The 23,664-nt window shown below is 72.6% G+C and carries 23 protein-coding genes; 9 read left to right on the top strand and 14 right to left on the bottom strand.

Features of this window, described 5'->3' with window-relative positions:
• Positions 1-8 precede the first annotated feature (8 nt).
• A complete protein-coding gene (locus UK12_RS02640; RefSeq protein ID WP_045299017.1) occupies positions 9-806 on the top strand; it encodes a thiazole synthase in 798 nt (265 codons plus the stop codon).
• Between the two features lie 238 nt (positions 807-1,044).
• Positions 1,045-2,769 (top strand): Stk1 family PASTA domain-containing Ser/Thr kinase, encoded by a 1,725-nt coding sequence (gene pknB / locus UK12_RS02635; protein ID WP_231591016.1) that lies wholly within the window; start codon positions 1,045-1,047, stop codon positions 2,767-2,769.
• Between the two features lie 35 nt (positions 2,770-2,804).
• Here the strand turns inward: pknB and UK12_RS02630 are convergent, their stop codons facing one another.
• Positions 2,805-3,353, bottom strand: coding sequence for a molybdopterin-dependent oxidoreductase (locus UK12_RS02630; protein ID WP_231591011.1), 549 nt, complete (start codon positions 3,351-3,353; stop codon positions 2,805-2,807).
• 282 nt (positions 3,354-3,635) lie between these two features.
• Here UK12_RS02630 and bfr point away from each other — a divergent pair, with 282 nt between their 5' ends.
• Positions 3,636-4,115, top strand: a complete 480-nt coding sequence (bfr, locus tag UK12_RS02625) for a bacterioferritin (protein WP_045299013.1) — start codon at positions 3,636-3,638, stop codon at positions 4,113-4,115.
• Positions 4,116-4,173: 58 nt separating this feature from the next.
• Here bfr and UK12_RS02620 read toward each other — a convergent pair whose 3' ends face one another.
• Both UK12_RS02620 and UK12_RS02615 read right to left on the bottom strand, forming a co-directional pair.
• Positions 4,174-4,422 (bottom strand): (2Fe-2S)-binding protein, encoded by a 249-nt coding sequence (locus tag UK12_RS02620; RefSeq protein WP_045299012.1) that lies wholly within the window; start codon positions 4,420-4,422, stop codon positions 4,174-4,176.
• Between the two features lie 153 nt (positions 4,423-4,575).
• Positions 4,576-5,919 (bottom strand): class II 3-deoxy-7-phosphoheptulonate synthase, encoded by a 1,344-nt coding sequence (locus tag UK12_RS02615; protein ID WP_231591010.1) that lies wholly within the window; start codon positions 5,917-5,919, stop codon positions 4,576-4,578.
• Positions 5,920-6,218: 299 nt separating this feature from the next.
• Here UK12_RS02615 and UK12_RS02610 point away from each other — a divergent pair, with 299 nt between their 5' ends.
• Positions 6,219-8,153: an anthranilate synthase family protein gene (locus tag UK12_RS02610; RefSeq protein WP_045299009.1), complete on the top strand. Its 1,935-nt coding sequence runs from the start codon at positions 6,219-6,221 to the stop codon at positions 8,151-8,153.
• Positions 8,154-8,293: 140 nt separating this feature from the next.
• Positions 8,294-8,989 (top strand): DNA alkylation repair protein, encoded by a 696-nt coding sequence (locus UK12_RS02605; RefSeq protein ID WP_045299007.1) that lies wholly within the window; start codon positions 8,294-8,296, stop codon positions 8,987-8,989.
• Between the two features lie 21 nt (positions 8,990-9,010).
• Here UK12_RS02605 and UK12_RS02600 read toward each other — a convergent pair whose 3' ends face one another.
• The 3 genes from UK12_RS02600 to UK12_RS02590 form a co-directional block, all read right to left on the bottom strand.
• Positions 9,011-9,655 carry a response regulator gene (locus tag UK12_RS02600; RefSeq protein WP_045299239.1) on the bottom strand — a complete coding sequence of 215 codons (645 nt, stop codon included), beginning with the start codon at positions 9,653-9,655 and terminating at the stop codon, positions 9,011-9,013.
• Positions 9,656-9,675: 20 nt separating this feature from the next.
• A complete protein-coding gene (gene macS, locus UK12_RS02595; RefSeq protein WP_045299005.1) occupies positions 9,676-10,779 on the bottom strand; it encodes a MacS family sensor histidine kinase in 1,104 nt (367 codons plus the stop codon).
• A 95-nt stretch (positions 10,780-10,874) separates the two neighbouring features.
• Positions 10,875-11,687, bottom strand: a complete 813-nt coding sequence (locus tag UK12_RS02590) for a lysophospholipid acyltransferase family protein (RefSeq protein WP_197084493.1) — start codon at positions 11,685-11,687, stop codon at positions 10,875-10,877.
• A gap of 176 nt (positions 11,688-11,863) precedes the next feature.
• Here UK12_RS02590 and UK12_RS02585 point away from each other — a divergent pair, with 176 nt between their 5' ends.
• Together UK12_RS02585 and UK12_RS02580 are read left to right on the top strand one after the other, a co-directional pair.
• Entirely contained in the window at positions 11,864-12,643 is a 780-nt protein-coding gene (locus tag UK12_RS02585) for an alpha/beta hydrolase (RefSeq protein WP_197084509.1), read from the top strand.
• A gap of 30 nt (positions 12,644-12,673) precedes the next feature.
• The gene (locus tag UK12_RS02580; protein ID WP_045299003.1) at positions 12,674-13,255 is read left to right on the top strand and encodes a hypothetical protein; all 582 of its coding nucleotides are present in this window, start codon (positions 12,674-12,676) and stop codon (positions 13,253-13,255) included.
• Positions 13,256-13,296: 41 nt separating this feature from the next.
• On the opposite strand, the gene UK12_RS39325 is transcribed toward UK12_RS02580, so the two are convergent.
• The 6 genes from UK12_RS39325 to UK12_RS02555 form a co-directional block, all read right to left on the bottom strand.
• Positions 13,297-13,449 carry a hypothetical protein gene (locus tag UK12_RS39325; protein WP_156178500.1) on the bottom strand — a complete coding sequence of 51 codons (153 nt, stop codon included), beginning with the start codon at positions 13,447-13,449 and terminating at the stop codon, positions 13,297-13,299.
• Between the two features lie 11 nt (positions 13,450-13,460).
• The gene (locus UK12_RS02575) at positions 13,461-14,231 is read right to left on the bottom strand and encodes an endonuclease/exonuclease/phosphatase family protein (RefSeq protein ID WP_197084492.1); all 771 of its coding nucleotides are present in this window, start codon (positions 14,229-14,231) and stop codon (positions 13,461-13,463) included.
• A gap of 206 nt (positions 14,232-14,437) precedes the next feature.
• Positions 14,438-15,379 carry an ROK family glucokinase gene (locus UK12_RS02570; protein WP_045299001.1) on the bottom strand — a complete coding sequence of 314 codons (942 nt, stop codon included), beginning with the start codon at positions 15,377-15,379 and terminating at the stop codon, positions 14,438-14,440.
• A 197-nt stretch (positions 15,380-15,576) separates the two neighbouring features.
• Positions 15,577-15,852, bottom strand: coding sequence for a DUF5304 family protein (locus UK12_RS02565; protein WP_052681409.1), 276 nt, complete (start codon positions 15,850-15,852; stop codon positions 15,577-15,579).
• A gap of 49 nt (positions 15,853-15,901) precedes the next feature.
• Positions 15,902-17,077 (bottom strand): ArsA family ATPase, encoded by a 1,176-nt coding sequence (locus tag UK12_RS02560; RefSeq protein ID WP_045298999.1) that lies wholly within the window; start codon positions 17,075-17,077, stop codon positions 15,902-15,904.
• A 10-nt stretch (positions 17,078-17,087) separates the two neighbouring features.
• Positions 17,088-17,516 (bottom strand): SRPBCC family protein, encoded by a 429-nt coding sequence (locus UK12_RS02555; RefSeq protein WP_045298997.1) that lies wholly within the window; start codon positions 17,514-17,516, stop codon positions 17,088-17,090.
• A 301-nt stretch (positions 17,517-17,817) separates the two neighbouring features.
• Between UK12_RS02555 and UK12_RS02550 the strand changes: the two genes are divergently transcribed.
• Positions 17,818-19,611 (top strand): AMP-dependent synthetase/ligase, encoded by a 1,794-nt coding sequence (locus tag UK12_RS02550; RefSeq protein WP_045298995.1) that lies wholly within the window; start codon positions 17,818-17,820, stop codon positions 19,609-19,611.
• A 65-nt stretch (positions 19,612-19,676) separates the two neighbouring features.
• Here UK12_RS02550 and UK12_RS02545 read toward each other — a convergent pair whose 3' ends face one another.
• Entirely contained in the window at positions 19,677-20,813 is a 1,137-nt protein-coding gene (locus UK12_RS02545) for a glycosyltransferase family 4 protein (protein ID WP_045298993.1), read from the bottom strand.
• Positions 20,814-21,069: 256 nt separating this feature from the next.
• Between UK12_RS02545 and UK12_RS02540 the strand changes: the two genes are divergently transcribed.
• The gene (locus tag UK12_RS02540) at positions 21,070-22,443 is read left to right on the top strand and encodes a glycosyltransferase 87 family protein (RefSeq protein WP_197084491.1); all 1,374 of its coding nucleotides are present in this window, start codon (positions 21,070-21,072) and stop codon (positions 22,441-22,443) included.
• Here the strand turns inward: UK12_RS02540 and UK12_RS02535 are convergent.
• A complete protein-coding gene (locus tag UK12_RS02535; RefSeq protein WP_052681387.1) occupies positions 22,409-23,635 on the bottom strand; it encodes a hypothetical protein in 1,227 nt (408 codons plus the stop codon). The genes UK12_RS02540 and UK12_RS02535 overlap by 35 nt on opposite strands.
• Positions 23,636-23,664 lie beyond the last annotated feature (29 nt).

The raw sequence follows: 23,664 nt of genomic DNA, 5'->3' as shown, positions 1-23,664 counted from the left end.
GCCGCACCATGGCTGACGATCTGCTGACCATCGCCGGTACCACCTTCAACTCCCGCCTGATCATGGGCACCGGCGGTGCGCCGAGCCTGGAGATCCTGGAGCAGGCGCTGCGCGTCTCGGGCACCGAACTGACCACCGTCGCGATGCGCAGGGTCAACCCGGGCACCCAGGGCTCGGTGCTGGACGTCCTGACCCGCAACGGCATCCGCATCCTCCCCAACACCGCCGGCTGCTTCACCGCCGGAGAGGCCGTGCTGACCGCGCGGCTGGCCCGCGAGGCGCTCGGCACCGACTGGGTCAAGCTCGAAGTCATCGCGGACGAGCGCACCCTGCTGCCCGACCCGATCGAACTCCTCGACGCCGCCGAGACCTTGGTCGACGACGGCTTCACCGTGCTCCCGTACACCAACGACGACCCGGTGCTGGCCCGGAAGCTGGAGGACGTCGGCTGCGCGGCGATCATGCCGCTGGGCTCGCCGATCGGCTCGGGCCTGGGCATCCGCAACCCGCACAACTTCCAGCTGATCGTCGAGAGCGCGAACGTCCCGGTGATCCTGGACGCGGGCGCCGGCACCGCCTCCGACGTGGCGCTGGCGATGGAACTCGGCTGCGCCGCGGTCATGTTGGCCTCCGCGGTCACCCGCGCCCAGGAACCGGTGCTGATGGCCGAGGCGATGCGGCACGCGGCCGAGGCGGGCCGCCTCGCCCACCGGGCAGGCCGCATCCCGCGCCGCTTCCACGCCGAGGCCTCCTCCGCCATGGCCGGCCGCGCCGACCTCGACCACCGCGAGCGGCCGGCCTTCTAGGGCGTGGAATTCAGCGGCGCGGGAGACCGCGCGCAGCGGAAGGTTCCGGCGATCACCGGACCCGGAGAGCCGGTTGCACCCCGCTCCCCCGCCGCGACGGCGTAGCGTGCGGTCCAGCGGATCGGTGCGGCCCGGCGCCTTCCGCCCCGTGCCGTACCCCGCACCCCCGGGGAACCGCTGCCCCGCAGGCTCGCTCCGGAGGGCTCTCACCCCGACCCCCTACACTCCTCTGGTGGACATGACGCTCGACGACCCCCTGATCGGTACCCTGCTCGACGGCCGGTACCGGGTCGATCAGCGCATCGCCGCGGGTGGCATGTCCACGGTCTACCGGGGCACCGACACCCGGCTCGACCGGGTGGTCGCGCTCAAGGTGATGCACCCGTCACTGGTGGACGACCCCGACTTCACGGCCCGGTTCATCCGCGAGGCCAAGGCCGTCGCCCGGCTCACCCACGCCAACGTGGTCAACGTCTTCGACCAGGGCGCGGACGGCCGCACGGTCTTCCTGGCCATGGAGTACGTCCCCGGGTGCACCCTGCGCGACCTGCTGCGCGAGCGCGGCGCGCTGAGCGCCCGGGCCGCCCTGGACATCCTGGAACCGGTGCTGGCCGCGCTCGGCGCCGCACACCGGGCCGGTCTGGTGCACCGGGACGTGAAGCCGGAGAACGTCCTGATCACCGAGGGCGGCCTGGTCAAGGTGGCCGACTTCGGCCTGGTCCGGGTGCTCTCCGGCGGGGACGGCGCGGTCACCAACACCACCTCGGCCACCACCGTGCTGGGCACGGTCTCCTACCTCGCGCCCGAGCAGGTCCAGCCCGGCATGCCCACCGACCAGCGGGTGGACGTCTACGCGGCCGGCATCCTGCTCTACGAGATGCTGACCGGCACCAAGCCGCACACCGGGGACAACCCGATGCAGGTGATCTACCGGCACCTGCACGAGGACGTCCCGCCGCCCTCGCTGGTGGCGCCCGCCATCGGCCCCGGGCTGGACGCCATCGTGGCGGCCGCCACCGCCCGCGACCCCCAGGGCCGCCCGTACGACGCCGTCGAACTGCTGGCCACCCTCCAGCGGGCCCGCCGCTCGCTGACCCCGCAGCAGTTGGACGCCGAGCCGCCCACCTCGTCCAGGACCACCCCGCAGCACTCCACCGGCGAGGTGACCGCCCCGGTCGCCCGGCAGGTGGAGCACACCAGCGTGCTGGAGTTCCCCACGCTCAACCTCACCCGCCCGCGCCCGTACGACGAGCCCCTCCCAGCCCGCGCCGACCGGCCGCGGCGCTCGCGCCGACCGCTGATCTGGGCGGCGGTGGTGGCCGTGCTGCTGGCCCTGGTCGGCGGGGCGAGCTACGTCCTGTCCGGCGCGGTGTACGCGACGGTGCCGAGCGTGCTCGGGCAGACCCAGGCGCAGGCGGTGCAGACGCTGGACAAGGCGGGGCTGCAGGGCACGTTCGGCCAGCAGTTCAGCGAGAGCGTCCCGGCCGGCCAGGTGATGGCCTCGGACCCGGGCGTCGGGCAGCGGGTGCGCAAGAGCGACCCGGTGAAGGTGACGCTCTCCAAGGGCCCGCAGCGGATCACCGTTCCCGCACTGGCCGGGAAGCCGCTGGAGCAGGCCCGCAAGGCCCTGACCGACGCCGGCCTGGCGCCGGGGACGACCACCGAGACGTACAGCGACTCCGTCCCGCAGGGCTCGGTGATCAGCGCCACCCCGGGTGCGGGCCAGCAGGTCGCGGTGAACACACCGGTGGCGATGGTGGTCAGCAAGGGCATGACCCCGGTGCCGAACGTGGTCGGCCTGACCAAGGACGCGGCCGCCAAGGCCCTGACCGACGCCGGTTTCCAGGCCCAGACCAGCGGGCTCGACTTCTTCGGCACCGGCAAGGTGGTCAGCCAGACCCCGCCCGCCGGCCAGCCCGCCAAGCAGGGCACCGCGGTCACCCTGAAGCTCCCCGCGTTCTGACCCTCCGGGGGCGGTGCGAGTCCGGTCGCCTGCGGCTACCGCAGTGGCCCGTCGCCGGGCTCCTCCTGGTACGAGTAGCGCTGCTCCGCCCACGGATCGGCCAGGTTGTGGTAGCCGCGCTCCTCCCAGAAGCCCCGGCGGTCGGCGCGCATGTACTCGACCGCACGCACCCACTTGGGCCCCTTCCAGGCGTACAGGTGCGGGACGACCAGGCGGACCGGGAAGCCGTGCTCGACGGTGAGCGGCTCGCCGTTGCGGTGGGTGGCGAACACGGTGCGCGGGTCGGCGAAGTCGGCGAGCCGCAGGTTGGAGCTGTAGCCGTACTCCGCCCAGACCATCACGTGCGTGACGTCCGGGGTCGGCGGCACCAGGTCGAGGACGGTCGCAGCCGCCACGCCGCTCCACTCGCTGCCGAGCATCGAGAACCGGGTCACACAGTGGAAGTCGCCGTGCACGGTGGTCCGGGGAAGGGCGTGGAAGCCCTCGAAGTCCCAGCTGTGCTTCTCGGCCGAGGCAGTGGCCCCGAAGACCTGAAAGTCCCAGGTCAGCGGCTTGAACCGGGGAACGGGACCGTAGTGCAGCACCGGCCAGCCACGCTGCAGCCGCTGGCCGGGAGGGAGTCTCGGGTCAGACGGCTGAATCGGTTCTTGTTCGTACTGACCCATGGCTCCATGGTGACAGACGGCGGACTGCGCGCCGCGCGCGCCCCTGATCAGCGCCCCCGCGATCCCCATAGGGGACAAATCGGATATCCCTAAGCATCTTCCGGTAAGTGTGAACTAACTGGAATTTTCGCCCAAGGGGGTGTCACGATGCGGTCACAGCCATGGTTTTCGCGCGCGACGCACGAACAGGAAGGCACCGCCATGAAAGGCGACTCCGAGGTCATCGAGTTCCTGAACGAGCAGCTCACCGCCGAGCTGACCGCCATCAACCAGTACTTCCTGCATGCCAAGATGCAGGAGAACTTCGGCTGGACGAAGCTCGCGAAGTACACCCGGCACGAGTCCTTCGACGAGATGAAGCACGCCGAGGTGCTCACCGACCGGATCCTCTTCCTCGACGGCCTGCCCAACTACCAGCGGCTGTTCCACGTCCGGATCGGCCAGACGGTCAAGGAGATGTTCGAGGCCGACCGCCAGATCGAGGTCGAGGCCATCGACCGGCTGAAGCGCGGCATCGTGGTGATGCGGGCCAAGAACGACGTCACCTCGGCCAACATCTTCGAGGACATCCTGGCGGACGAGGAGCAGCACATCGACTACCTCGACACCCAGCTGGAGCTGGTGGAGAAGCTCGGCGAGGCCCTCTACATCGCCCAGGTGATCGAGCAGCCGGAGTCCTGAACCGCCGGCCGCGACCGCCGGCCCTCGGACTACCGCCCCTCGGACAGCCGTCCGAGCCTCAGGCGGCCCGCAGCGGCTCGACCAGCTCGGTGTTCGGCTCGGCCAACCCGAGCTTGGCAGCCAGGCGGGCGGTCGGACACGGACGCGCGCCGTGCTCGCCGAGCAGCGCCTGGATCCGGCGCACGCAGGAACCGCAGTCGGTACCGGCCTTGCAGCCCTTGGCGATCTGGCGCGGCGAGTTGGCGCCGCCGTCGATCTGCTTCCTGACCTGGTCCTCGGTGACCGCATGGCACATGCACACGTACATCGCGGTCTCTCCCGGGGGTTGTGCTCACAGGCCCTGGCGAAGGCTTGCCTTACCTCGCTAAGCCTTACCTTACCCAATGGTCGGGGCACGAAAAAGCCCCTCCGCTTCCGGTCTGCCGGAAAGCGGAGGGGCGTTCGTCACAGTCGGCCGCCGTCAGTGGCCGCGGTACATCTCCGCGACCAGGAACGCCAGGTCCAGCGACTGGCTGCGGTTGAGCCGCGGGTCACACGCCGTCTCGTAGCGCTGGTGCAGGTCGTCGACCAGCACCTCGTCGCCACCGCCGACGCACTCGGTGACGTCGTCACCGGTCAACTCGACGTGGATGCCACCCGGGTGGGTGCCGAGCGCGCGGTGCACCTCGAAGAAGCCCTTGACCTCGTCGAGCACGTCGTCGAAGCGGCGGGTCTTGTGGCCGGTCGCGGCCTCGTAGGTGTTGCCGTGCATCGGGTCGCAGATCCAGACCACCTGGGCACCGGTCGCGGTGACCTTCTCCACCAGGGTGGGCAGGTGCTCGCGGATCTTGCCCGCGCCCATCCGGGTGATGAAGGTGAGCCGGCCGGGCTCGCGGTCCGGGTCGAGCCGGTCGATCAGGGTGAGCGCCTCGTCGACCGTGGTGGTCGGGCCGAGCTTCACACCGATCGGGTTGCGGATCTTCGATGCGAACTCGATGTGCGCGTGGTCCAGCTGCCGGGTGCGCTCACCGATCCAGACCATGTGGCCGGACACGTCGTACAGGTCGCCGGTCCGCGAGTCCACGCGGGTCAGCGCGGTCTCGTAGTCGAGCACCAGCGCCTCGTGCGAGGAGAAGAACTCGACCGTCTTGAACTCCTCCGGAGCCACGCCGCACGCCTTCATGAAGGCCAGCGCGTTGTCGATCTCCTTGGCCAGCGACTCGTAGCGCTGCCCGGCGGGCGAGTTGCGGACGAAGTCCTGGTTCCAGGCGTGCACCTGGCGCAGGTCGGCGTAACCGCCGGTGGTGAAGGCGCGGACCAGGTTGAGCGTCGCGGCGGAGGCGTTGTACATCCGCTTCAGGCGCTCCGGGTCCGGGATCCGGGACTCGGGCGTGAACTCGAAGCCGTTCACCGAGTCGCCCCGGTACACCGGGAGGGTCACGCCGTCCCGGGTCTCGGTGGACTTGGAACGCGGCTTGGAGTACTGACCGGCGATCCGGCCGACCTTGACCACGGGGACGGAGGCGGCATAGGTCAGCACCGCCGCCATCTGCAGCAGGGTCTTCAGCTTGTTGCGGATCTGCTCGGCCGACACGCCGTCGAAGGCCTCGGCGCAGTCACCGCCCTGCAGCAGGAAGGCCTCACCGCGCGCAACGGCACCGAGCCGGGCGCGCAGCTGGTCACACTCGCCGGCGAAGACGAGCGGCGGATACGAGGCGAGCTCCGCAAGTACCTTGCGCAGAGCCTCTTGGTCCGGCCATTCAGGCTGCTGCGCCGCGGGAAGGGACTGCCAGCTCCGGCCAGCCCCGTTTGTCTCAGTTGTCACGGTCACAGGTCAAGGCTACGGGGTGTGACAAGCGAATTGTGACCGGCGCCCGATGGGTGAGACGACATCTGGACATTCCCGTGACCGGGCTCACGGTCGGACGTGATCCGCTAGGCTCGTAACCATGAACGCGCCGCACACCCTCTGCTGGTGGTGGGCCGACCCTCCGGGTGGCCCACAGCTCGCGCGTCCCTAGACGACACGACGGCCGCCCCTCGGGGCGGCCGTCGGCGTATCGCACGCAGGCCCTCCGGGAAGAGCGGACCAACCACCGCCCTGCCAACGAAGGAAGCCGTACCGTGCACCTCACCGACCTGCTCGCCCGCCTCACCGCCCCCGGCGCTCCGGCCTTCGCCGTGCTGTACCGCCGCGCGCCCAGGCTCGCCCCCGACACCGTCGAGGTCCTGCTCGGCGAGACCGGCACGTACGACACCCTGGCCGAGCTGCCCGTCCCCGCCGGTGTGCCGAAGGGCGGTCCGCGCCACGACCTGCTGGCCCTCGTCCCGTACCGGCAGATCCGCGAGCGCGGCTTCGAGGCGCACGAGGACGACGCCCCGCTCCAGGCCATCCGGGTCCGGGAGCAGTACGCCTTCCCGCTCGCCGAACTGTGTCCGGCCCTGCCCCAGCTGCCCGTCTCGCTCTCCGACGCCGGCTTCGACATCGACGACGCCGAGTACGCCGGGATCGTCCGCCGGGTGATCAAGGACGAGATCGGACGCGGCGAGGGCGCCAACTTCGTCATCCGCCGCGACTTCCGGGCCCGGCTGGACGACTTCACCCCGGCCCTCGCGCTCTCGCTCTTCCGCCGGCTGCTGGAGCAGGAGCGCGGCGCGTACTGGACCTACCTGGTGCACACCGGCGAGCGCGTGCTCGTGGGCGCCTCCCCCGAGGTCCACGTCCGGCAGAGCGGCGGCACGGTGGTGATGAACCCGATCTCGGGCACCTACCGCTATCCGGCCGCCGGAGCGGACATCGACTCGCTGCTCGCCTTCCTGCACGACCCCAAGGAGCTGGAGGAGCTCACCATGGTGGTCGACGAGGAACTCAAGATGATGTGCACCGTCGGCGACCTCGGCGGCCAGGTGCTCGGCCCCCGGCTGAAGGAGATGTCCCACCTCGCGCACACCGAGTACGAACTGCGCGGACGCACCTCGCTGGACGTCCGGGAGGTGCTGAAGGAGACCATGTTCGCGGCCACCGTCACCGGCAGCCCGGTGCAGAACGCCACCCGGGTGATCCGCCGCTACGAGAGCACCGGCCGCGGCTACTACTCGGGCGCGCTGGCGCTGATCGGCCGCTCGGCGGGCGGCGCCCAGCAGCTGGACTCGCCGATCTGCATCCGCACCGCCGACATCGACCCGGCCACCGGACGGCTGCGGGTCGGGGTCGGGGCCACCCTGGTACGCCACTCCGTGCCCGAGTCCGAGGTCGCCGAGACCCACGCCAAGGCGGCCGGGGTGCTCGCCGCGATCGGCGCCCGCCCGGCACCCGCCCGCCGCAACTCCGGCTCCGCGGGCCCCCGGCTGGCCGACGACCACCGGGTGCAGAACGCCCTCGACGCCCGGCGCCGCAACCTCGCCCCGTTCTGGCTACGGATGCAGCAGCCGGCCCGGGCCACCGAGCCGCAGGAGACCCTGGTGGTGGACGGCGAGGACACCTTCACCTCGATGCTCGCCCACCTGCTCACCTCGCTCGGCCACCGGGTGAGCGTCCGGCGCTTCGACACCCCCGGCCTGCGCGAACTGGTCGCCGCCCACACCGGGGCGCTGGTGCTCGGCCCCGGCCCCGGCGACCCGGCCGACCCCGCCGACCCCAAGATGGCGCTGCTCCGCCCGATCGCCGCCGACGCCCTGGCCGCCGTCCGGGCCGGGACCAGGACGGCCCCGCTGCTCGCCGTCTGCCTCAGCCACCAGCTGCTCGCCGCGGAGCTCGGGCTGCCACTGGCCCGCAAGGCCGTCCCGTACCAGGGCGCACAGGAGAGCATCGACCTCTTCGGCACCCGGCGGACCGTCGGCTTCTACAACGCCTTCACCGCCCGCTGCACCGACGCCGACGCCGAACGGCTGGGCGCCGAGGGCATCGAGGTCGCCCGCGACACCGTCACCGGAGACGTCCACGCGCTGCGCGGCGCCGGCTTCGCGACCCTCCAGTTCCACCCGGAGTCGGTGCTGACCCGCGAAGGCGTCGACATCGTCGCCGACCTGCTCCGCAACGCGAGCCCCGTCCGCAACTGACCCCGGAGCCCGGGCGAAGCCTTCGGGGGCGCGGGGAACCGCGGCTCCCCGGCGGGCCGGTCGCACGTTCCCGCGCCCCGGGAAGCGTTGCCCCCCGGCCCGGGTGGTCGGCGGTCCGTGACAGGCGGGAGCATGACCTCATGGCCACCTCAGCAGCCCCGGCCGGCGCGCTCGCCGACTCCCTCGTCGACCGGCTCGTCCCGGCCTTCCGCACCGCCGCCGACCCCGTCCAGGCGGTGCGGATGTCCGCCTACATGCGGGACCAGTTCCGCTTCCTCGGCCTGCCCGCCCCGGTCCGGCGGACCCTCTCCCGCGCGGCCCTCGACGGCACCCCGCGCCCGGCCGAGGCCGACTGCGCCGCGCTGGCGCTCGCCTGCTGGGACCTGCCGGAGCGGGAGTTCCAGTACGTCGCCACCGACTACCTGGCCCGGTACGCCGACCGGTGCTCGGCGGACTTCCTGCCCACCGTCCGACAGCTCATCAGCACCCGCTCCTGGTGGGACACCGTGGACCCGCTGGCCGTCCACGTCGTCGGCCCGCTGGTCGCCGCCCACCCGGCGCTGCGCACCGAGATGGACGCCTGGATCCGCTCGGACAGCCTCTGGATCGCCCGCAGCGCCCTGCTCCACCAGCTGCGCCACCGCGCCCGCACCGATGCCGACCGCCTCTTCGGCTACTGCACCCTGCGCTCCGGCGACTCGGACTTCTTCATCCGCAAGGCCATCGGCTGGGCCCTGCGCGAGTACGGCAAGACCGACCCCGCCGCCGTCCGCCGCTACGTCGGGCAGTCCTCGCTCGCGCCGCTCTCGGCCCGCGAGGCCCTCAAGAACCTCTGAGACCCACCGGGTGAGCCCGGCTCAGATCTCGTCGTCCAGGCCCTGCTCGATCGCGTACCGGACCAGCTCGACCCGGTTGTGCAGCTGGAGCTTCCCGAGCGTGTTCTGGACGTGGTTCTGCACCGTACGGTGCGAGAGCACCAGCCGGTCGGCGATCTGACGGTAGGAGAGGCCCTTGGCGACCAGGCGGAGCACCTCGGTCTCCCGGGCGGTCAGCCTGGGCACGCCGGGCGAGGCGGCGGCAGCGGCGGGCTCGCCGGCCAGGCGGCGGAACTCGCCCAGCACCAGCCCGGCCAGACCGGGGGTGAAGACCGGGTCGCCCAGCGCGGTGCGCCGGACCGCGTCCAGCAGTTCCTCGCGTCCGGCCGACTTGACCAGGTAGCCGGTGGCGCCGGACTTCACGGCCTCCAGGACGTCCGCGTGCTCACCGCTCGCGGAGAGCATCAGGATGCGCACCGACGGGTCGTACGCCACCACCTGGCGGCAGACCTCGACCCCGGACAGGCCCGGCAGGTTGAGGTCGAGGACCAGGACCTGCGGGGTGGAAGCGCGGGCCCGGCGGACCGCCTCCTCACCGTCCCCTGCGGTGGCCACCACGGCCAGGCCGGCCTCGGCGAGGTCCCGGGAGACCGCGTCCCGCCACATCGGGTGGTCGTCGACCACCATGACGCGGATCCGATCGACGGTCACTCGCCCTCCCTGGGCACTCGCAGTTCCACCTCGACGCCCTCCCCGGGCACCGAGTACAGCTGGGCGGTGCCTCCGAGGTCAACCAGCCGCCCCCGGATCGACTGGGCCACCCCGAGCCGCCCGGCCTTCTCCGCCTCGCCGAGCCGTCCGGCCGGGTAGCCGGGCCCGTCGTCCCGGATGCTCACCGTGACGGCCTCCGGCTCGTCCTCGACCAGGATCCAGGCCCGGGCCTGCTCGCCCGCGTGACGGTGCACGTTGTCGACGGCCGCACCGACGGCGGCGGCCAGCTCGTCCGCGACCGGCCCTGGCAGCAGGACCGGCGTCGCCGGGGCGGAGACGGTGACCCGGTCGTCGGCGTACGGGGTGAGCAGCGCGCGCAGGTCCTGCTCGGCGCCGGAGGACTGACGGGGCAGCGGGCCGCCGGTCATCAGGGTGCGCAGCGCCCGTTCCTGCTCGCCGGCCAGCCTGCCGAGCTCACCGAGGTCGCCCTCCTTGCGCTGCACCAGCGCGAGCACCTGGAGCACCCCGTCGTGGATGTCCCGGGAGAGCCGCTCGCGCTCGCGGGTGGCCGCCTCCACCTGGAGGGCCCGGACCAGGGCCGCCTCGCTGGCGCGGGCCAGCTCCATCACGTACCCGATGGCGCAGCCGGCCACCAGCAGCAGCACGATGTTGTGCACGTTGTCGCCGGTGAGTCCGCCGTGGCCGGCGAAGTTCGCCAGGCCGATCACACCGCCCGCGAAGGCGGCCGCCTTCCAGCCGCCCTTGCCCGCGAAACCGAGGACCGTGCCGGCCGCCCAGATGGTCGGCAGGGTCAGCGCACCGGCGTGGATCCGGGCGGGGGTGTCGATGATGCCGCTCATCACGATGCCGGTGACGGTGAATGCGAGGTCGGCCGCCAGGACGTACCGGGAGCAGCGGTGCGGGTTGGCGAAGGCGCGGGTGCTGGCGATGGTCCAGAGGGTGAGGGCGCCGAGGTAGATCCAGCCGGAGACCGGGTGGAGGTAGGCCAGGTAGGAGTGGAAGTAGCGGAGGACCGCGTAGCCGAGGGCCAGGATGCGGAAGAAGGAGATGGCCCGCCAGATCGGCATCTCGACCGACATGCCGCCTGCGGTGATCGTTCCGCCGGGACCGGACGCACGGTCCGCCCCGGGTCTGTGATGGTCCGCCATCGTCCCCCCTGCCCTGTCCTCCCCCGCTACTCGGTGCCCTTCTCCAGGTCGGCCCGGTCCTTCTCGGCCTTCTCGGCCGCGGCCTTCTCGGCGTCCTGCTGGGCTTTCAGGGCCTTCTGCTCGGCCTTGCGCTCGGCGTCGGCGCGCTTCTTGTCCTCGGCGATCTGCCGCTTGGCGGCGGTCGCGTAAATGTCCACGTACTCCTGGCCGGAGAGCCGCATGATCTCGTACATCACCTCGTCGGTGACGGAACGGAGAATGAAGCGGTCGTTCTCCATGCCCTGGTAGCGGGAGAAGTCGAGCGGGCGGCCGATCCGGATGCCGGGGCGGATGCCGAAGTTGGGAACGACCTGGCCGGGGGGCTGCACCTTCTCGGTGTCGATCATCGCGACCGGGATGACCGGCGCACCGGTGGCCAGCGCGACCCGGGCCAGGCCGCCGACCTTGCCCCGGTACAGCTTGCCGTCGGGCGAGCGGGTGCCCTCGGGGTAGACGCCGAACAGCTCGCCGCGCTCGATCACCGCGATGGCACTGCGGATCGCCGCCTCGCCCGCGCCGCGGACGCCGGAGCGGTCCACCGGCAGCTGGCCGACGCCCTTGAAGAAGGCGGCGGTGAGCTTGCCCTTGAGGCCGGGCGTGGTGAAGTACTCCGCCTTCGCGATGAAGGTGACCCGGCGCTTCATCAGCGCGGGCAGGAAGAAGGAGTCCGAGAAGGAGAGGTGGTTGCTCGCGATGATCGCGGCCCCCTCCTCGGGAATGTTCTCCGCGCCCTCCATCCACGGCCGGAAGAAGATCCGCAGCAGCGGTGCGACGATCATCTTCATCAGTCGGTAGAACAACCCGGGCCTCCTGTTATACGGACCGGTCGATCCTAATGCTTTCGGACTGTGCAATGTGCACCCGCGCCGGGCGAGCCGGGGAGCACCGGGCGCGGGCGGGCCTGTACGGGGCCGGTGGCCGCGTGCGACGATGCGGGTCCCAGTGCTGCCCGCGAAGGAGCCCGCAGATGCCGGTGATACCGCTGCTGCCCGGTGCCGAACCGTTCCGCCACCAGGGCGGGCGGACCGGTGTGCTGCTGATCCACGGCTTCACCGGCTCACCGCAGTCGATGCGCCCGTGGGCCGAGCGGCTGGCCGCCGCCGGGCTGACCGTCTCACTTCCGCTGCTGCCCGGCCACGGGACCCGCTGGCAGGACATGCAGCTGACCCGCTGGGAGGACTGGTACGCCGAGGTGGACCGCGGCCTGCGCGAGCTGGCCGAGCAGTGCGACCAGGTCTTCGTCTGCGCGCTCTCGATGGGCGGCTCCCTGGCCCTGCACCTGGCGGCGCAGCACGGCCCGGCCGTGGCGGGGCTGGTCCTCGTCAACCCGTCCGTGCGCTCCGACAACCCCGCAAGTGTGCTGTTGCCGGTGCTGCGTCACCTGGTGCCCAGCATCCCCGGGGTGGCCAACGACATCGCGCTCGACGGTGCGGCGGAGGTCGGCTACGACCGGACGCCACTGCACGCCGCCTGGTCACTGGGGCGGCTCTGGCGGACCGTCCAGGCCGAGTTGGCCGAGGTGCGGCAGCCGGTGCTGCTGCTGCACAGTCCGCAGGACCATGTCGTCTCCCCGGCAAACTCGGCACTGGTGCTCGCACGGATATCCTCGACCGACGTGACCGAGCTGCTCTGCGAGCGCAGCTACCACGTGGCGACGCTGGACCACGACGCCGAGCTGATCTTCGAGGCGGGCCTCGATTTCATCCGGCGGCTGGCACCTCTGGCGACCGCCGAGGCCGAGAACCACCTGGGCTGAAGGGCTGGTTGTGCACGAGAGGCAGTACCGATGAGCACGGCGGCGGGCGGCGAAGAGGAGCTGCCGCGGGACGGCGAGGCCAAGGCGGACTCCCCGGGTGAGGCCGAGACGGTCGCCCGGCGCCCGGCGGCCGGCAGCCAGGCCGAGCAGGACGCGATCTTCGCGGCCCTGGTCGCCCAGTTCGACGACCCGGTGGACCTCACGGACCCGGAGTGGCCGGAGATCGAGAACCTCCGGGCCAGGAGCGAGAGCGACACCCGGCCGGCCACCCCGCCCGAGCTCGCCGACTTCGCCCCCCAGCCCCGCCCCCGCCCGGCGGCCACGCCCGGACCGCGCGACTTCGAGGTCGCCGAGGACCCGGACGAGGGCCACTTCGTCCAGCCCGACCCGCCGCTTCCGGCAGCGGACACCACCGCCAAGTTCGCCTGGCTCGCGGTGCTCGGCGGCCCGGCGCTGCTGCTCTTCGACGTCCTGGTCTGGCGCGAGGTCTCCGGCTGGCCGGCCTGGATCGGCATCACCGCCTTCCTCGGCGGCTTCGTCACCCTGGTCGCGCGGATGAAGGACCACGACGAGGACGAGCCCCCGGACCCGAACGGCGGCGCCGTCGTCTGAGCCCCGGTCAACGGCGGTGGTGCGGGTCGGCCCTGCCCTGGTCACCCGGCGGCTACGCCGAGCTTGGAGACCTTGGCCAGCAGGCAGGTCGGGAGCAGTCCGCCCGGGGTGAGCAGCAGGCGGGGGACGTACCAGCGCAGGGCGAGCTCCTCGTAGCGCTCCAGGACGATCCGGCACGCCGTACCGCTCCGCACCGTACGACCGGTCAGGCGTCCGCCGGTGGTACCCGCAGCACCGCCAGGACGGGCAGGTGGTCGGTGGCCGCGAGCAGGTCGGCCGCCCGCAGACCGGGGAGGCCGTGCGGGACGCCGCAGGCGAGGACTTCGAGGCCCGGGGTGGCGAAGACCGCGTCGATGCGCTGGTAGGGGTTCTCGGGGACGGAGGTCCAGGTACCGCCCCAGGGGGCGGTCGGGTGGGCGTCCTGGAACTCGGCGGCGAGGCGCCGCCAGCCGGGACCGTCGGGGTGCTCGTTGAAGTCGCCCGCGATGACGCCGTGTTCGCCCGGCGAGAGCCGGCCGGGGAGCAGCCCGAACTGCCGGTGGCGCTCCTCCGGGTCGAGGCTGAGGTGGCAGCTGGTCACCACCAGCGGGGCCGCGCCGCCGAGGCGCACCACGGCGGTGGCGAAACCCCTGGCGTGCAGGCCGCGGGTCTTGGGGAGCAGTCGGTCCCGGGTTTCGAGCACCTGGACGTCGGGCCGGCCGAGCAGCAGCGGACCGGCGGCGATCCGTCCGCCACCGGCGAGGACCACCGTGCCCGTCTGCCGGGCGAGCCAGGCCGCCTGGCCGGCGGGGCGCCAGTAGCGGGGGGACTCCTGCAGGCAGATCAGGTCCGGTTCGCAGGCGCGGATCACCCGGACCAGCGCCCGCCGGTCGTCCCGCAGCGAGCGGATGTTGTAGCTCAGCAGGCGGACGCGGCGCCCGCCGTCGGGCTCGTCGCCGGAGGGCGGCAGCGGAGGAAGCGGCATGTCCAGGCTCACCCGCCAAAGGCTAGAAGACTCTTGAAGATCTTGCTCCGGCCGACCTGGTGCAAGTCGGGCGCGTTTTCAGGATCTTCATCAGGCTCCCGGGCCCTGCTGCGGAGCGCGGTCGGCCGGGTGACGCCCGCGGGCGTTGCCCGGCCGACCGACCTCCACGGTGCTCGGGGCGGTCGGTGGCCGCTCGCGGCCACCGCGACCCCGGACGGTCAGATCCGGGCGAGGTCGCCCGCGCCGGCGATACCGGCGGCGGAGCCCATCGAGGCCAGCACGACGGCGGCGCGCGGCCGGTGCACACCGCCCGTCAGGTACTTCTCGAACGCCTTGGCCACCGGGTCGAGCAGCAGCCGCCCGGAGTCGGAGACACCGCCGCCGAGGACGAAGACCGCCGGGTCGAAGAGGGCGGCGAGGTCGGCCATGCCGCGGCCCAGCCAGTCGGCGAGCTCCTCGTAGCACTCCAGGGCGAGCGGGTCGCCGCCCTCCGCGGCCTCGGTGATGTGGATGCCGCGAATGGTCTCGGCGACCCCGTCGTTGAGGTCGAGCATCCACTTGCCGCGCACGGGGTCGGCGGCGGCCCGCTCCCGGCCGTAGCGGCGCAGCGCGCGGCCGGAGCCGTACTGCTCCCAGCAGCCCTTGCCGCCGCAGCCGCAGAGCAGTCCGTCGGGGACCATGTTGAGGTGGCCGATCTCGCCGGCCACGCCGAAGCGGCCCCGGTGCAGGCGGCCGTCCAGCACGATGCCGCCGCCGATGCCGGTGCCGACGGTGATCAGGACCATGTCCTCGTACGCGGCGGCGGCGCCGAAGCGGAACTCGGCCCAGGCAGCGCAGTTGGCGTCGTTCTCGACCACCGTGCCCAGGCCGGTGAGCTCCTCGATCCGGCTGCGCAGGGGCTCGTTCTCCCAGGCGATGTTCGGGGCGAAGATCACCGTGGAGCGGTCGCGGTCGACGAAGCCGGGGGCGCCGACACCGACGGCGGACACCTCGGGATGCTGCTCCTTGAGCTCGCGGACGGCCTGGGCGATGGCATCGACCGCCCACTGCGGGTCGGCGGGGGTGGGTACCCGGGTCCGGGCGAGGATCTCGCCGTTCTCGTCGACCACACCGGCCGCGATCTTGGTGCCGCCGACATCGACGCCGATGGTCAGAGCCATGTGTCCCTCAGCTATTCACTCGTTCCCGCCTGTCCGGAACGGTACCCGGACAACGGTGCTCCCGTACACAGCGCTGCATACATTATCCGAAGACATTTCCCCGAGATCTCGTCCGTACGCTTTCAAAAGTCGTACGTTATGCCCCGATCAGTGACGTTATGAAGCCGCACGATCACCAGTTATGCCGAGCGGCTTCACTAATTGTCCGACGCTCCGTCGAGGTCGATGCGCTGCGCGTCCGGCTGTCCGGGGGCCGACCAGCGGCGCTCGTGACCGGAGACGACGGCGCGGTAGGCGGCGAGGAGTTCGCTGCCGGCGGCGGCCAGGTGCCCGTACACCTCGGGGTTCTGTTCGCGGAGCCGACCGCCGATCTCCTGGGCCTTCTCCCCCACGGCGGCGGCGAACCGGCGCACCTCCTCGACCAGTGGGCCGAGCTCGCCGGTGAAGGGCTGGTCGGTCTCTTCGTCGGCCATCGGGCGCCTCTCTCCTGGGGCGGCCACGGCGGCCGCCGTGCCCGAGACGCTACCCGATGCCCCGGGCCCAGCCGGTCGGCCAGAGCGCCGGGTCCGGCGCGAAGCGGACCGAGAGCACTCCCTCGCCCATCCCCGCGCCCTGCACGGTGCAGCGGCGCAGCGCGGAGGGCAGCGGCAGGATCCGCCGGTACCCGCCCAGGCCGACCACCAACTCGTCGCCGCGCCGGACGAGTTCGAGCTCGGACCGGTCGGCGCCCGGCAGCGCGAGGCGCCAGATCAGCAGGCCCTCCTCGGCGAGCCGGTCCACCACCTGCCAGGGGGTGTCGTACGGGACGGGCTCGACCGCGCCGTACAGCTGGGCGGCCATGCCCTCCAGGGTCGGCTCGGGCCGGCGGCAGACCAGCAGGGGCAGCTCGCCGAGTTCGTCGGCGAGCGCGGCGAGCCGGTCGCGTTCGCGGGCGGCCTGGGCGGCGAGCCAGGGGTCGGGCGAGTCCACGGCGGCGGCGGGCAGCGCCCGGTGGGCGACCACGGCGTCCAGCCGCTGCCCGTACAGGGCGAACCCGGCCCGGATCCGGCGCAGTTCGTCAAGGCCGTAGTGGTCGGCGTCCACCACCAGACGTACCGAGGTGCCCGGGTCCTCGACGGCGGCGCGGGCCTCGGCGAGCACGGCGACGGCCTTGGTACGGGCCGAGAACAGCCAGTCGGCGGGCATCGGCACGCCGGCCATGGCGGCCAGCAGCGGGCGCAGCGCGCGGGCGGCCTGGCGCTGCTCGGGCAGCAGCCGGTCGAGATAGCGGGTGAGCTGCTCGGGCAGCGCGAGGGTGGCGATCAGCTCGGCCGGGTCGGGGGCCGCGACCACCAGGACCTCGGCGTCGGCGGTGCGCAGCGCGCGCAGCAGGGCGAGCTGGCGGGTGCCTGGGAGCGGGGTGAGCTCCTCGGGGTCGAGCGGGGCGGCACCGATCAGGTCGAGGGCGGGGCCGAGGCGGTCGCCGAGCCCGTCCAGGGTGGCGCGGAAGGCGTCCTGCTCGTCGACCCGGGCGGCCGTGAGGTACTCGGCGTACGGCGTGGGGAGTCCGGTGAGCCTGCCGCCGAGGGCGGCGTCCAGGGTGCGGTGCGGGTCGTCGGCGGCGAGCAGCAGGGTGCGCCGCCCCTGGCCGGCGGCGTGCAGGGCGGTGGCCGCGGCGATCAGTGCCGAGCCGTCTCCGCTGACCAGGATCGTCCGCACCGCTTGAACCTCAGCCCTCGACGCGCTTCTTCAGCCCGGCGAGCGCCCGGTCGATGATGACCTTCTCCGCCTTGCGCTTGATCATGCCGAGCATCGGGATCTTCACGTCCACGGCGAGCTGGTAGGTGACCTCGGTACCGCCCTTGACGGCGGCCAGCGCGTAGGAGCCGTCCAGGGAGCGGAGCATCTGGCTCTTCACCAGCGTCCAGGAGACCTCGCGGTCGCCGTCCCAGGTGTAGGCGAGGACGTGCTCGTCGCGGATCGCCCCGGCGTCGAGCAGCAGGCGGACCTGGGCGGCCCGGCCCTCGGTGCTCTCCAGGACCTCGACCTCCTTGACCTCGCCGGTCCAGGCCGGGTACGCGGCGAAGTCCGCGATCACGGCCATGACCTCCGCCGGGGTCGCGGCGATGGTGATGCTCGACCTGGTGTGTTCCGCCATGGAACGGTCCTCCGCGTCTCTTCCGATATGCGCCCAGGGCAGGTTATCGCGCCAGGTGATCCCTCCCGTGCCGTGGGGGCTCCGGGCGGACGGGGGAGATCCGACCTACCGGCGGGTCACATCGGCGCTGTCGTAGGGTGCGAGTCGAAACCTCCCGGTTCATCCGCCTCGGTGCACCGGCCCCCTCAGACCTGGTCGAACGGTGTGACTCTCGGAACAACCGGACCGACACCCCTGGTCGAATCCACCTACCGGGCAGTAACGTCCTGCCGTCCCGCAGCGTCGCAGACGAGGAGCAGTCTTGCTCGAGTTCAGCCTTCCGGCCCGCTACCAGGTACCGAGCGACGGTAACCTCGCCGACCTCGTCCACCAGAACGCCGAGCGGCACCCGAGCGAGGCGGTGATCAGCCGCAAGGTGGACGGGCGCTGGGTGGACCTGACGGCTGTGCAGTTCCTCGCCGAGGTGCACAGCGCGGCCAAGGGCCTGATCGCCTCCGGCGTGCAGCCCGGCGACCGGGTCGGCATCATGTCGCGCACCCGCTACGAGTGGACGCTGCTGGACTTCGCGATCTGGACCGCGGGCGCGATCACCGTGCCGGTGTACGAGACCTCCTCCGTCGAGCAGGTGCAGTGGATCCTGAGCGACTCCGGGGCGGTCGCCGTGATCACCGAGACCGACACCCACGCGGCCGTGGTGGCGGGCCTGCGCGACCGGCTGCCGGAGCTGAAGCACACCTGGCAGATCGAGGCGGGCGCCATCGCCGCCCTCGCCGAGGCCGGGCCCGAGGTCGCCGACGACACGGTGACCGAGCGCCGTTCCCTCGCGACCGCGGACTCGATCGCCAGCATCGTCTACACCTCGGGCACCACCGGACGCCCCAAGGGCTGCCAGCTGACGCACGCCAACTTCCTGGCCGAGCTGGGCAATGTGACGAACCGTCTGGAGCCGCTGTTCCGGACCGGCGAGAGCTCGGTGCTGCTCTTCCTCCCGCTGGCGCACGTGCTGGGCCGGATCGCCGAGATCGCCGCCGCCATCACGCCGATCAAGCTGGGCCACGTCTCGGACATCAAGGACGTCACCGCCGAGCTGGCCTCCTTCCGTCCGACCCTGATCCTGGGCGTGCCGCGGGTCTTCGAGAAGGTCTACAACACCGCGCGCACCAAGGCGCAGGCCGACGGCAAGGGCAAGATCTTCGACCGGGCCGCCGACACCGCCATCGCGTACAGCCGGGCGCTCGACCAGGGCGGCCCCGGCCTGGTCCTCAGACTCAAGCACGCGATCTTCGACAAGCTGGTCTACAGCAAGCTGCGCGCCGCGCTCGGCGGCCGGGCCACCCACGCGATCTCCGGCGGTGCCCCGCTCGGCGAGCGGCTCGGCCACTTCTACCGGGGCATCGGCTTCACCGTCCTGGAGGGCTACGGCCTGACCGAGACCTGTGCGGCGACCGCCTTCAACCCGCACGACCTGACGAAGATCGGCACGGTCGGCCAGCCGCTGCCCGGCTCGGCGGTCCGGATCGCCGAGGACGGCGAGGTCCTGTTCAAGGGCCCGCAGGTGTTCACCGGCTACTGGAACAACCCGACCGCCACCGCCGAGGTCCTGCAGGACGGCTGGCTGGCCACCGGCGACCTCGGTTCGCTGGACGAGGACGGCTACCTCACCATCACCGGCCGGAAGAAGGAGATCATCGTCACAGCGGGCGGCAAGAACGTCGCCCCCGCCGTGATCGAGGACCGGATCCGCGCCCACGCCCTGATCGGCGAGGTGATGGTGGTCGGCGACCGCAGGCCGTTCATCTCCTGCCTGGTCACCATCGACGAGGACTTCTTCCCCAAGTGGAAGGAGCTCAACGGCAAGCCCGCCGACGCCTCGCCGGCCGACCTCCGCGAGGACCCCGACCTGCTGGCGGCCGTCCAGTCCGCGGTGGACGACGGCAACCTGGCCGTCTCGCACGCCGAGGCGGTGAAGAAGTTCCGCATCCTCGACACCGTCTTCTCCGAGGAGAGCGGCTACCTGACCCCCTCGCTGAAGCTGAAGCGCAACCTCGTCCTGAAGGACTTCGCCGCCGACGTCGAGGCCCTCTACCAGCGCTGAACGCGACGCCGGGGGCGCGGGGAGCAGCGCCCCGAGCCGCGCCCCCGAACCGCCCCGGCGGGGCCTCAGGCGGCCAGCAGCGAGGTGAGCCGTCCGGCCAGCAGGTCCCAGCGCCAGGAGCGCTCCACCCAGCGCCGGCCGGCCTCCCCCATCCGGCGGCGCAGTTCCTCGTCGTGCAGCAGCCGGACGATCCGCTCCGCCGTCGCCGCCGTCGAGCGCCCCGGGACGACGTACCCGGTCTCGCCCTCCAGGACGGCGTCCGGGGCGCCGCCCGAGTCGCCCGCGACCACGGGCAGCCCCGTCGCCGAGGCCTCCAGGTAGACGATGCCGAGGCCCTCCACGTCCAGCCCGCCCCGGCGGGTGCGGCAGGGCATGGCGAAGACGTCCCCGGCGCCGTAGTGCGCGGGCAGCTCCTCCCACGGCACCGCGCCGGTGAACCGCACCGAGTCGCTCACCCCGGTGGCCTCGGCCAGCTTCCGCAGGTCCGCCAGGTAGGGCCCGCCGCCGACGATCAGCAGGACGGCGTCCGGCACGGAGGCCAGGATCTGCGGCATCGCCGTGATCAGGGTGTCCTGGCCCTTGCGCGGGACCAGCCTGGAGACGCAGACCACCACCGGACGGTCGCTCAGGCCCAGCCGGGCCCGGACCGCGGCGCCGCCGGAATCCGGCCGGAAGGTCTGCTCGTCCACCCCGGGCGGCAGCTGCACCATCCGCTTCGCCGCCTCGGGCCCGACGGCGGCGGCGATCCGCGAACGGGTGTACTCGCCGAGGTAGGTGAGGGTGTCGGTGCCCGCACCGATCCGGCGCAGCAGCTGGCGGGAGGCCGGCAGCTGGGCCCAGGCGGCCTCGTGCCCGTGGGTCATGCCGAGCAGCCGTCCGGCCCCGGCCCGGCGCAGCGCGGGGGCCATCAGCCCGAGCGGTGCGGCGGCGCCGAACCAGACCGAGTCGCAGCCCTCGGCCCGCAGGATCTCGGCGGCCCGCCGGGTGACCCGGGGGGTCGGCACCATCATCCTGGTGCGGTCCCTGATCACCGGAAACGGCTGCTGCGCGTCGAAGCGCCGGACCTCGGCTCCGTCACGCCAGGTGGAGGCGTACACCACAATGCTTCCGACGGGCTGCCGGACGGCCATATTGTGTACGAACGCCTGGATTCCGCCGGGCCGGGGCGGGAAGTCGTTGGTGACGATCAGGGTCTTGTGCATGCCACGGCTCGCTCGGTCGGGGGGTGCTCGGTGTACCGGTCGGTGATCCGTACCATAGGTCAACACCGCGGCTCGCCGGGAACGCGGCCGGGCAGCGCAACCGTTTCCCTCCCGTGCCGGTCCAGACAGACGAGGGGTCTCGCGGGCACACCCGCGCCGGGGTGCGTGGGAGGATGCGACCCACCACCTGTACCGACACGAACAGAGCCGATCGACGTCCGCGCGATGTCCGCCTGGAGCCGAACGAGGGAGCGCAGTGGAGTTGGTTCCGGCCGGTGTCACCGGCAACACCGGTAGTTCCGCGCTGTCCGCGCCCGGCCGCCCGGCCGGCGGGGCGCTGTGGGGGCTCGCGGGCGGCTGGCTGGTCACCCGGGTCCTGATCGTGCTGATGGCCGTCGGTGTGCTGCGGATCTCCGGCATGGACGTCACCGCCGACGTCACGGTGATCTACCACGGCTGGTACGAGGTCCTGCAGACCGGCACCTTCCCGCTGGACGACGTCACCTGGCAGTACCCGCCGGGCGCTGCCCTGGTGATCCTGCTGCCCGGCCTGCTGCCCTGGTCCTACCTGGTCTCCTTCTTCGTCATCTGCGGTGTCCTGGACGCGCTGGCGATGGCCCTGCTGATGCGGGCCGGCACCCGCCGGGGCCGCAGCTTCACCGGTGCCTGGCTCTGGGTGGCGGGCGTCCCGCTGCTCGGGCCGACGGTCTACTGCCGGTACGACATCCTGGTGACCGCCGTCGCGGTGGCCGGCCTGCTGATGCTGCTGCGCCGCCCGGCGATCGGCGGGATCCTGCTCGGCTTCGGCGGCCTGGTGAAGATCTGGCCGGTGCTGGCACTGGCCGGCACCCCGCGCGGGCGCCGTACCCGGCGCTCCTGGACGGCCGCGGCGGCCACCCTGGGTGCGCTGTGCTTCCTGCTGGCGGCCGGGATGAACGGAGCCTTCGAGTTCCTGAAGTTCCAGCGGGACCGGGGCATCGAGGTCGAGTCGGTCGGTGCGCTGCCGCTGCACTTCGCCCGGCTGGCCGGTGTCTGGCACGGCCAGGTCTCGATGAACTACGGCTCGCTGGAGCTGCTCGGCCCCTGGGTGCCGCTGATCTCCCAGCTGTCGGTGGCGGCCACCGCGCTCGGCTTCGGCTGGCTGCTGCTGTGGCGGCTGCGGGCCAAGCGCTGGCAGCCCGCCACCACCTACGACGCGGCGCTCACCGCTCTGCTGATCTTCACCGTGACCAGCCGGGTGATCAGCCCGCAGTACCTGATCTGGCTGGTCGGCGTGGCGGCGGTCTGCCTGACCGTGCGCGGCACCAGCCAGAAGCCGGTCGCGGTGGCGATCCTGGTCGCCACGCTCTTCACCACGCTGGAGTTCCCGATCCTCTTCGGCCAGGTGCACAACAGCCAGCCGTGGGGCGTGGCCGTGCTGACCGTACGGAACGTCCTGCTGCTGGGGGCCACCGTGGTCTCCTGCCACCGCCTGTGGCGCTCCACCCGGGGGCCGGACGCGGAGCGCACCCTCGTCCTTCCGGCACTGGGGCGGGCCGGCTACCCGGTCCGTCCCGGCATCGCCTACGAGCAGGACCTGCTGGACGGCCTCGGCACTACGGGTGCGTCGGCAACCGGCGGATCTCGCTGATCCACTGCCGGGTGAACTCGTCGAGGCCGGTGCCCAGCTGCGCCCGGAACAGCCCGTCGAGCCCCTGCGTCCGCACGGACTCGGTCGCACCGACCGCCCGGTAGAGCGCGACCAGGCGCTGCTCGCCCCACTGACGGGCGATCAGGTCGCAGGCCATCCAGGCGAGTTCGTACGCCTGGGCGATGCCGGCCGAACCGGCGGCGAAGTCCGCGTCCAGGGGCAGTGCGCTCGGCAGCCGTCCGGCCTCCACGTCGTTGGCCAGCTCCGGCGCGATCTGCCGGGCGGTGCGGCCGTTGCCCCGGTAGCCGGTGTAGTCGGCGACGCCCTCGGAGAGCCAGAGCGGCGTCCAGGGCCTGGTGTCGGCCCGGGTCGCGACATGGGTGGCCTCGTGGGTGGTGACGACCCGGCGGCCCAGGTCGCTGAGCCCGGCGTAGGCGTCCGGGTTGAGCAGCACCCGGTCGGCGGCGGTGCCGTGCGGAGCCCCGGCGGCGGCCGTGGTGACGGCGGCTATGCCCTGGTAGTCGGCGGCGGAGACGCCCAGCAGCCGGGCGAACTGGTCCTCGGTCTGCGGGATCTCGAGCAGCAGCTGCCCCGCCCAGCCGTCGCCCCAGACCTCCTCGACCGCCGGCACCGCGTGGTCGGCGATCTCCGCGGTCCTCGCCAGGTCCGCGGTGGCGGCCAGGCCGAGGACCAGGCTGCGGCTGCCGTGCACCACCCGGACCGCGCCCAGGTCCCAGAGCGCGGCGGCCTCGGTCGGCCGGTCCCCGGCCAGCAGCCAGCCGCCGGCCGCCCGGACGAACTCCAGGGTGCGGCCGAGCAGCGCCGGGTGGTTGTCGATGCCGTGCAGCCGGTAGCCGAGGTCGGCGGTCACCGTGAACCGGTCGACGCCGCGCGGCTCGGTGAAGTCGGTGAGCCGGTAGGAGAGTTCGGCGAAGGGTATGCCGCGGCAGCGGGCCAGCGCCTCCTGCTGGGCGGCCATGGCCTCGGGGGCGACCCCGGCGAGCAGGGCGGCCTGGTCCGGGCTGCGCAGCGCCCCGGCCCGGCGGGCGAGCAGGGCCTCGATCTCCGGCCGGACGGGCGGTCCCGCAGGCGCGTCGCCGGTCGGTGTCCTGACCGTCTGCCGTGGCCCGGGCCCGGACAGCTGGGCAAGGCCGCCGACCGCCAGCAGCAGCGCCCCGCGCCGGGACAGCAAGGGCCGACCTGCTCCGGTCGGCCGGGGCA

The organism is Saccharothrix sp. ST-888, from assembly GCF_000955975.1.
In the GTDB taxonomy this organism is placed as follows: Bacteria; Actinomycetota; Actinomycetes; order Streptomycetales; family Streptomycetaceae; genus Kitasatospora.
This window is presented reverse-complemented; position numbering and strand designations above follow the sequence as displayed.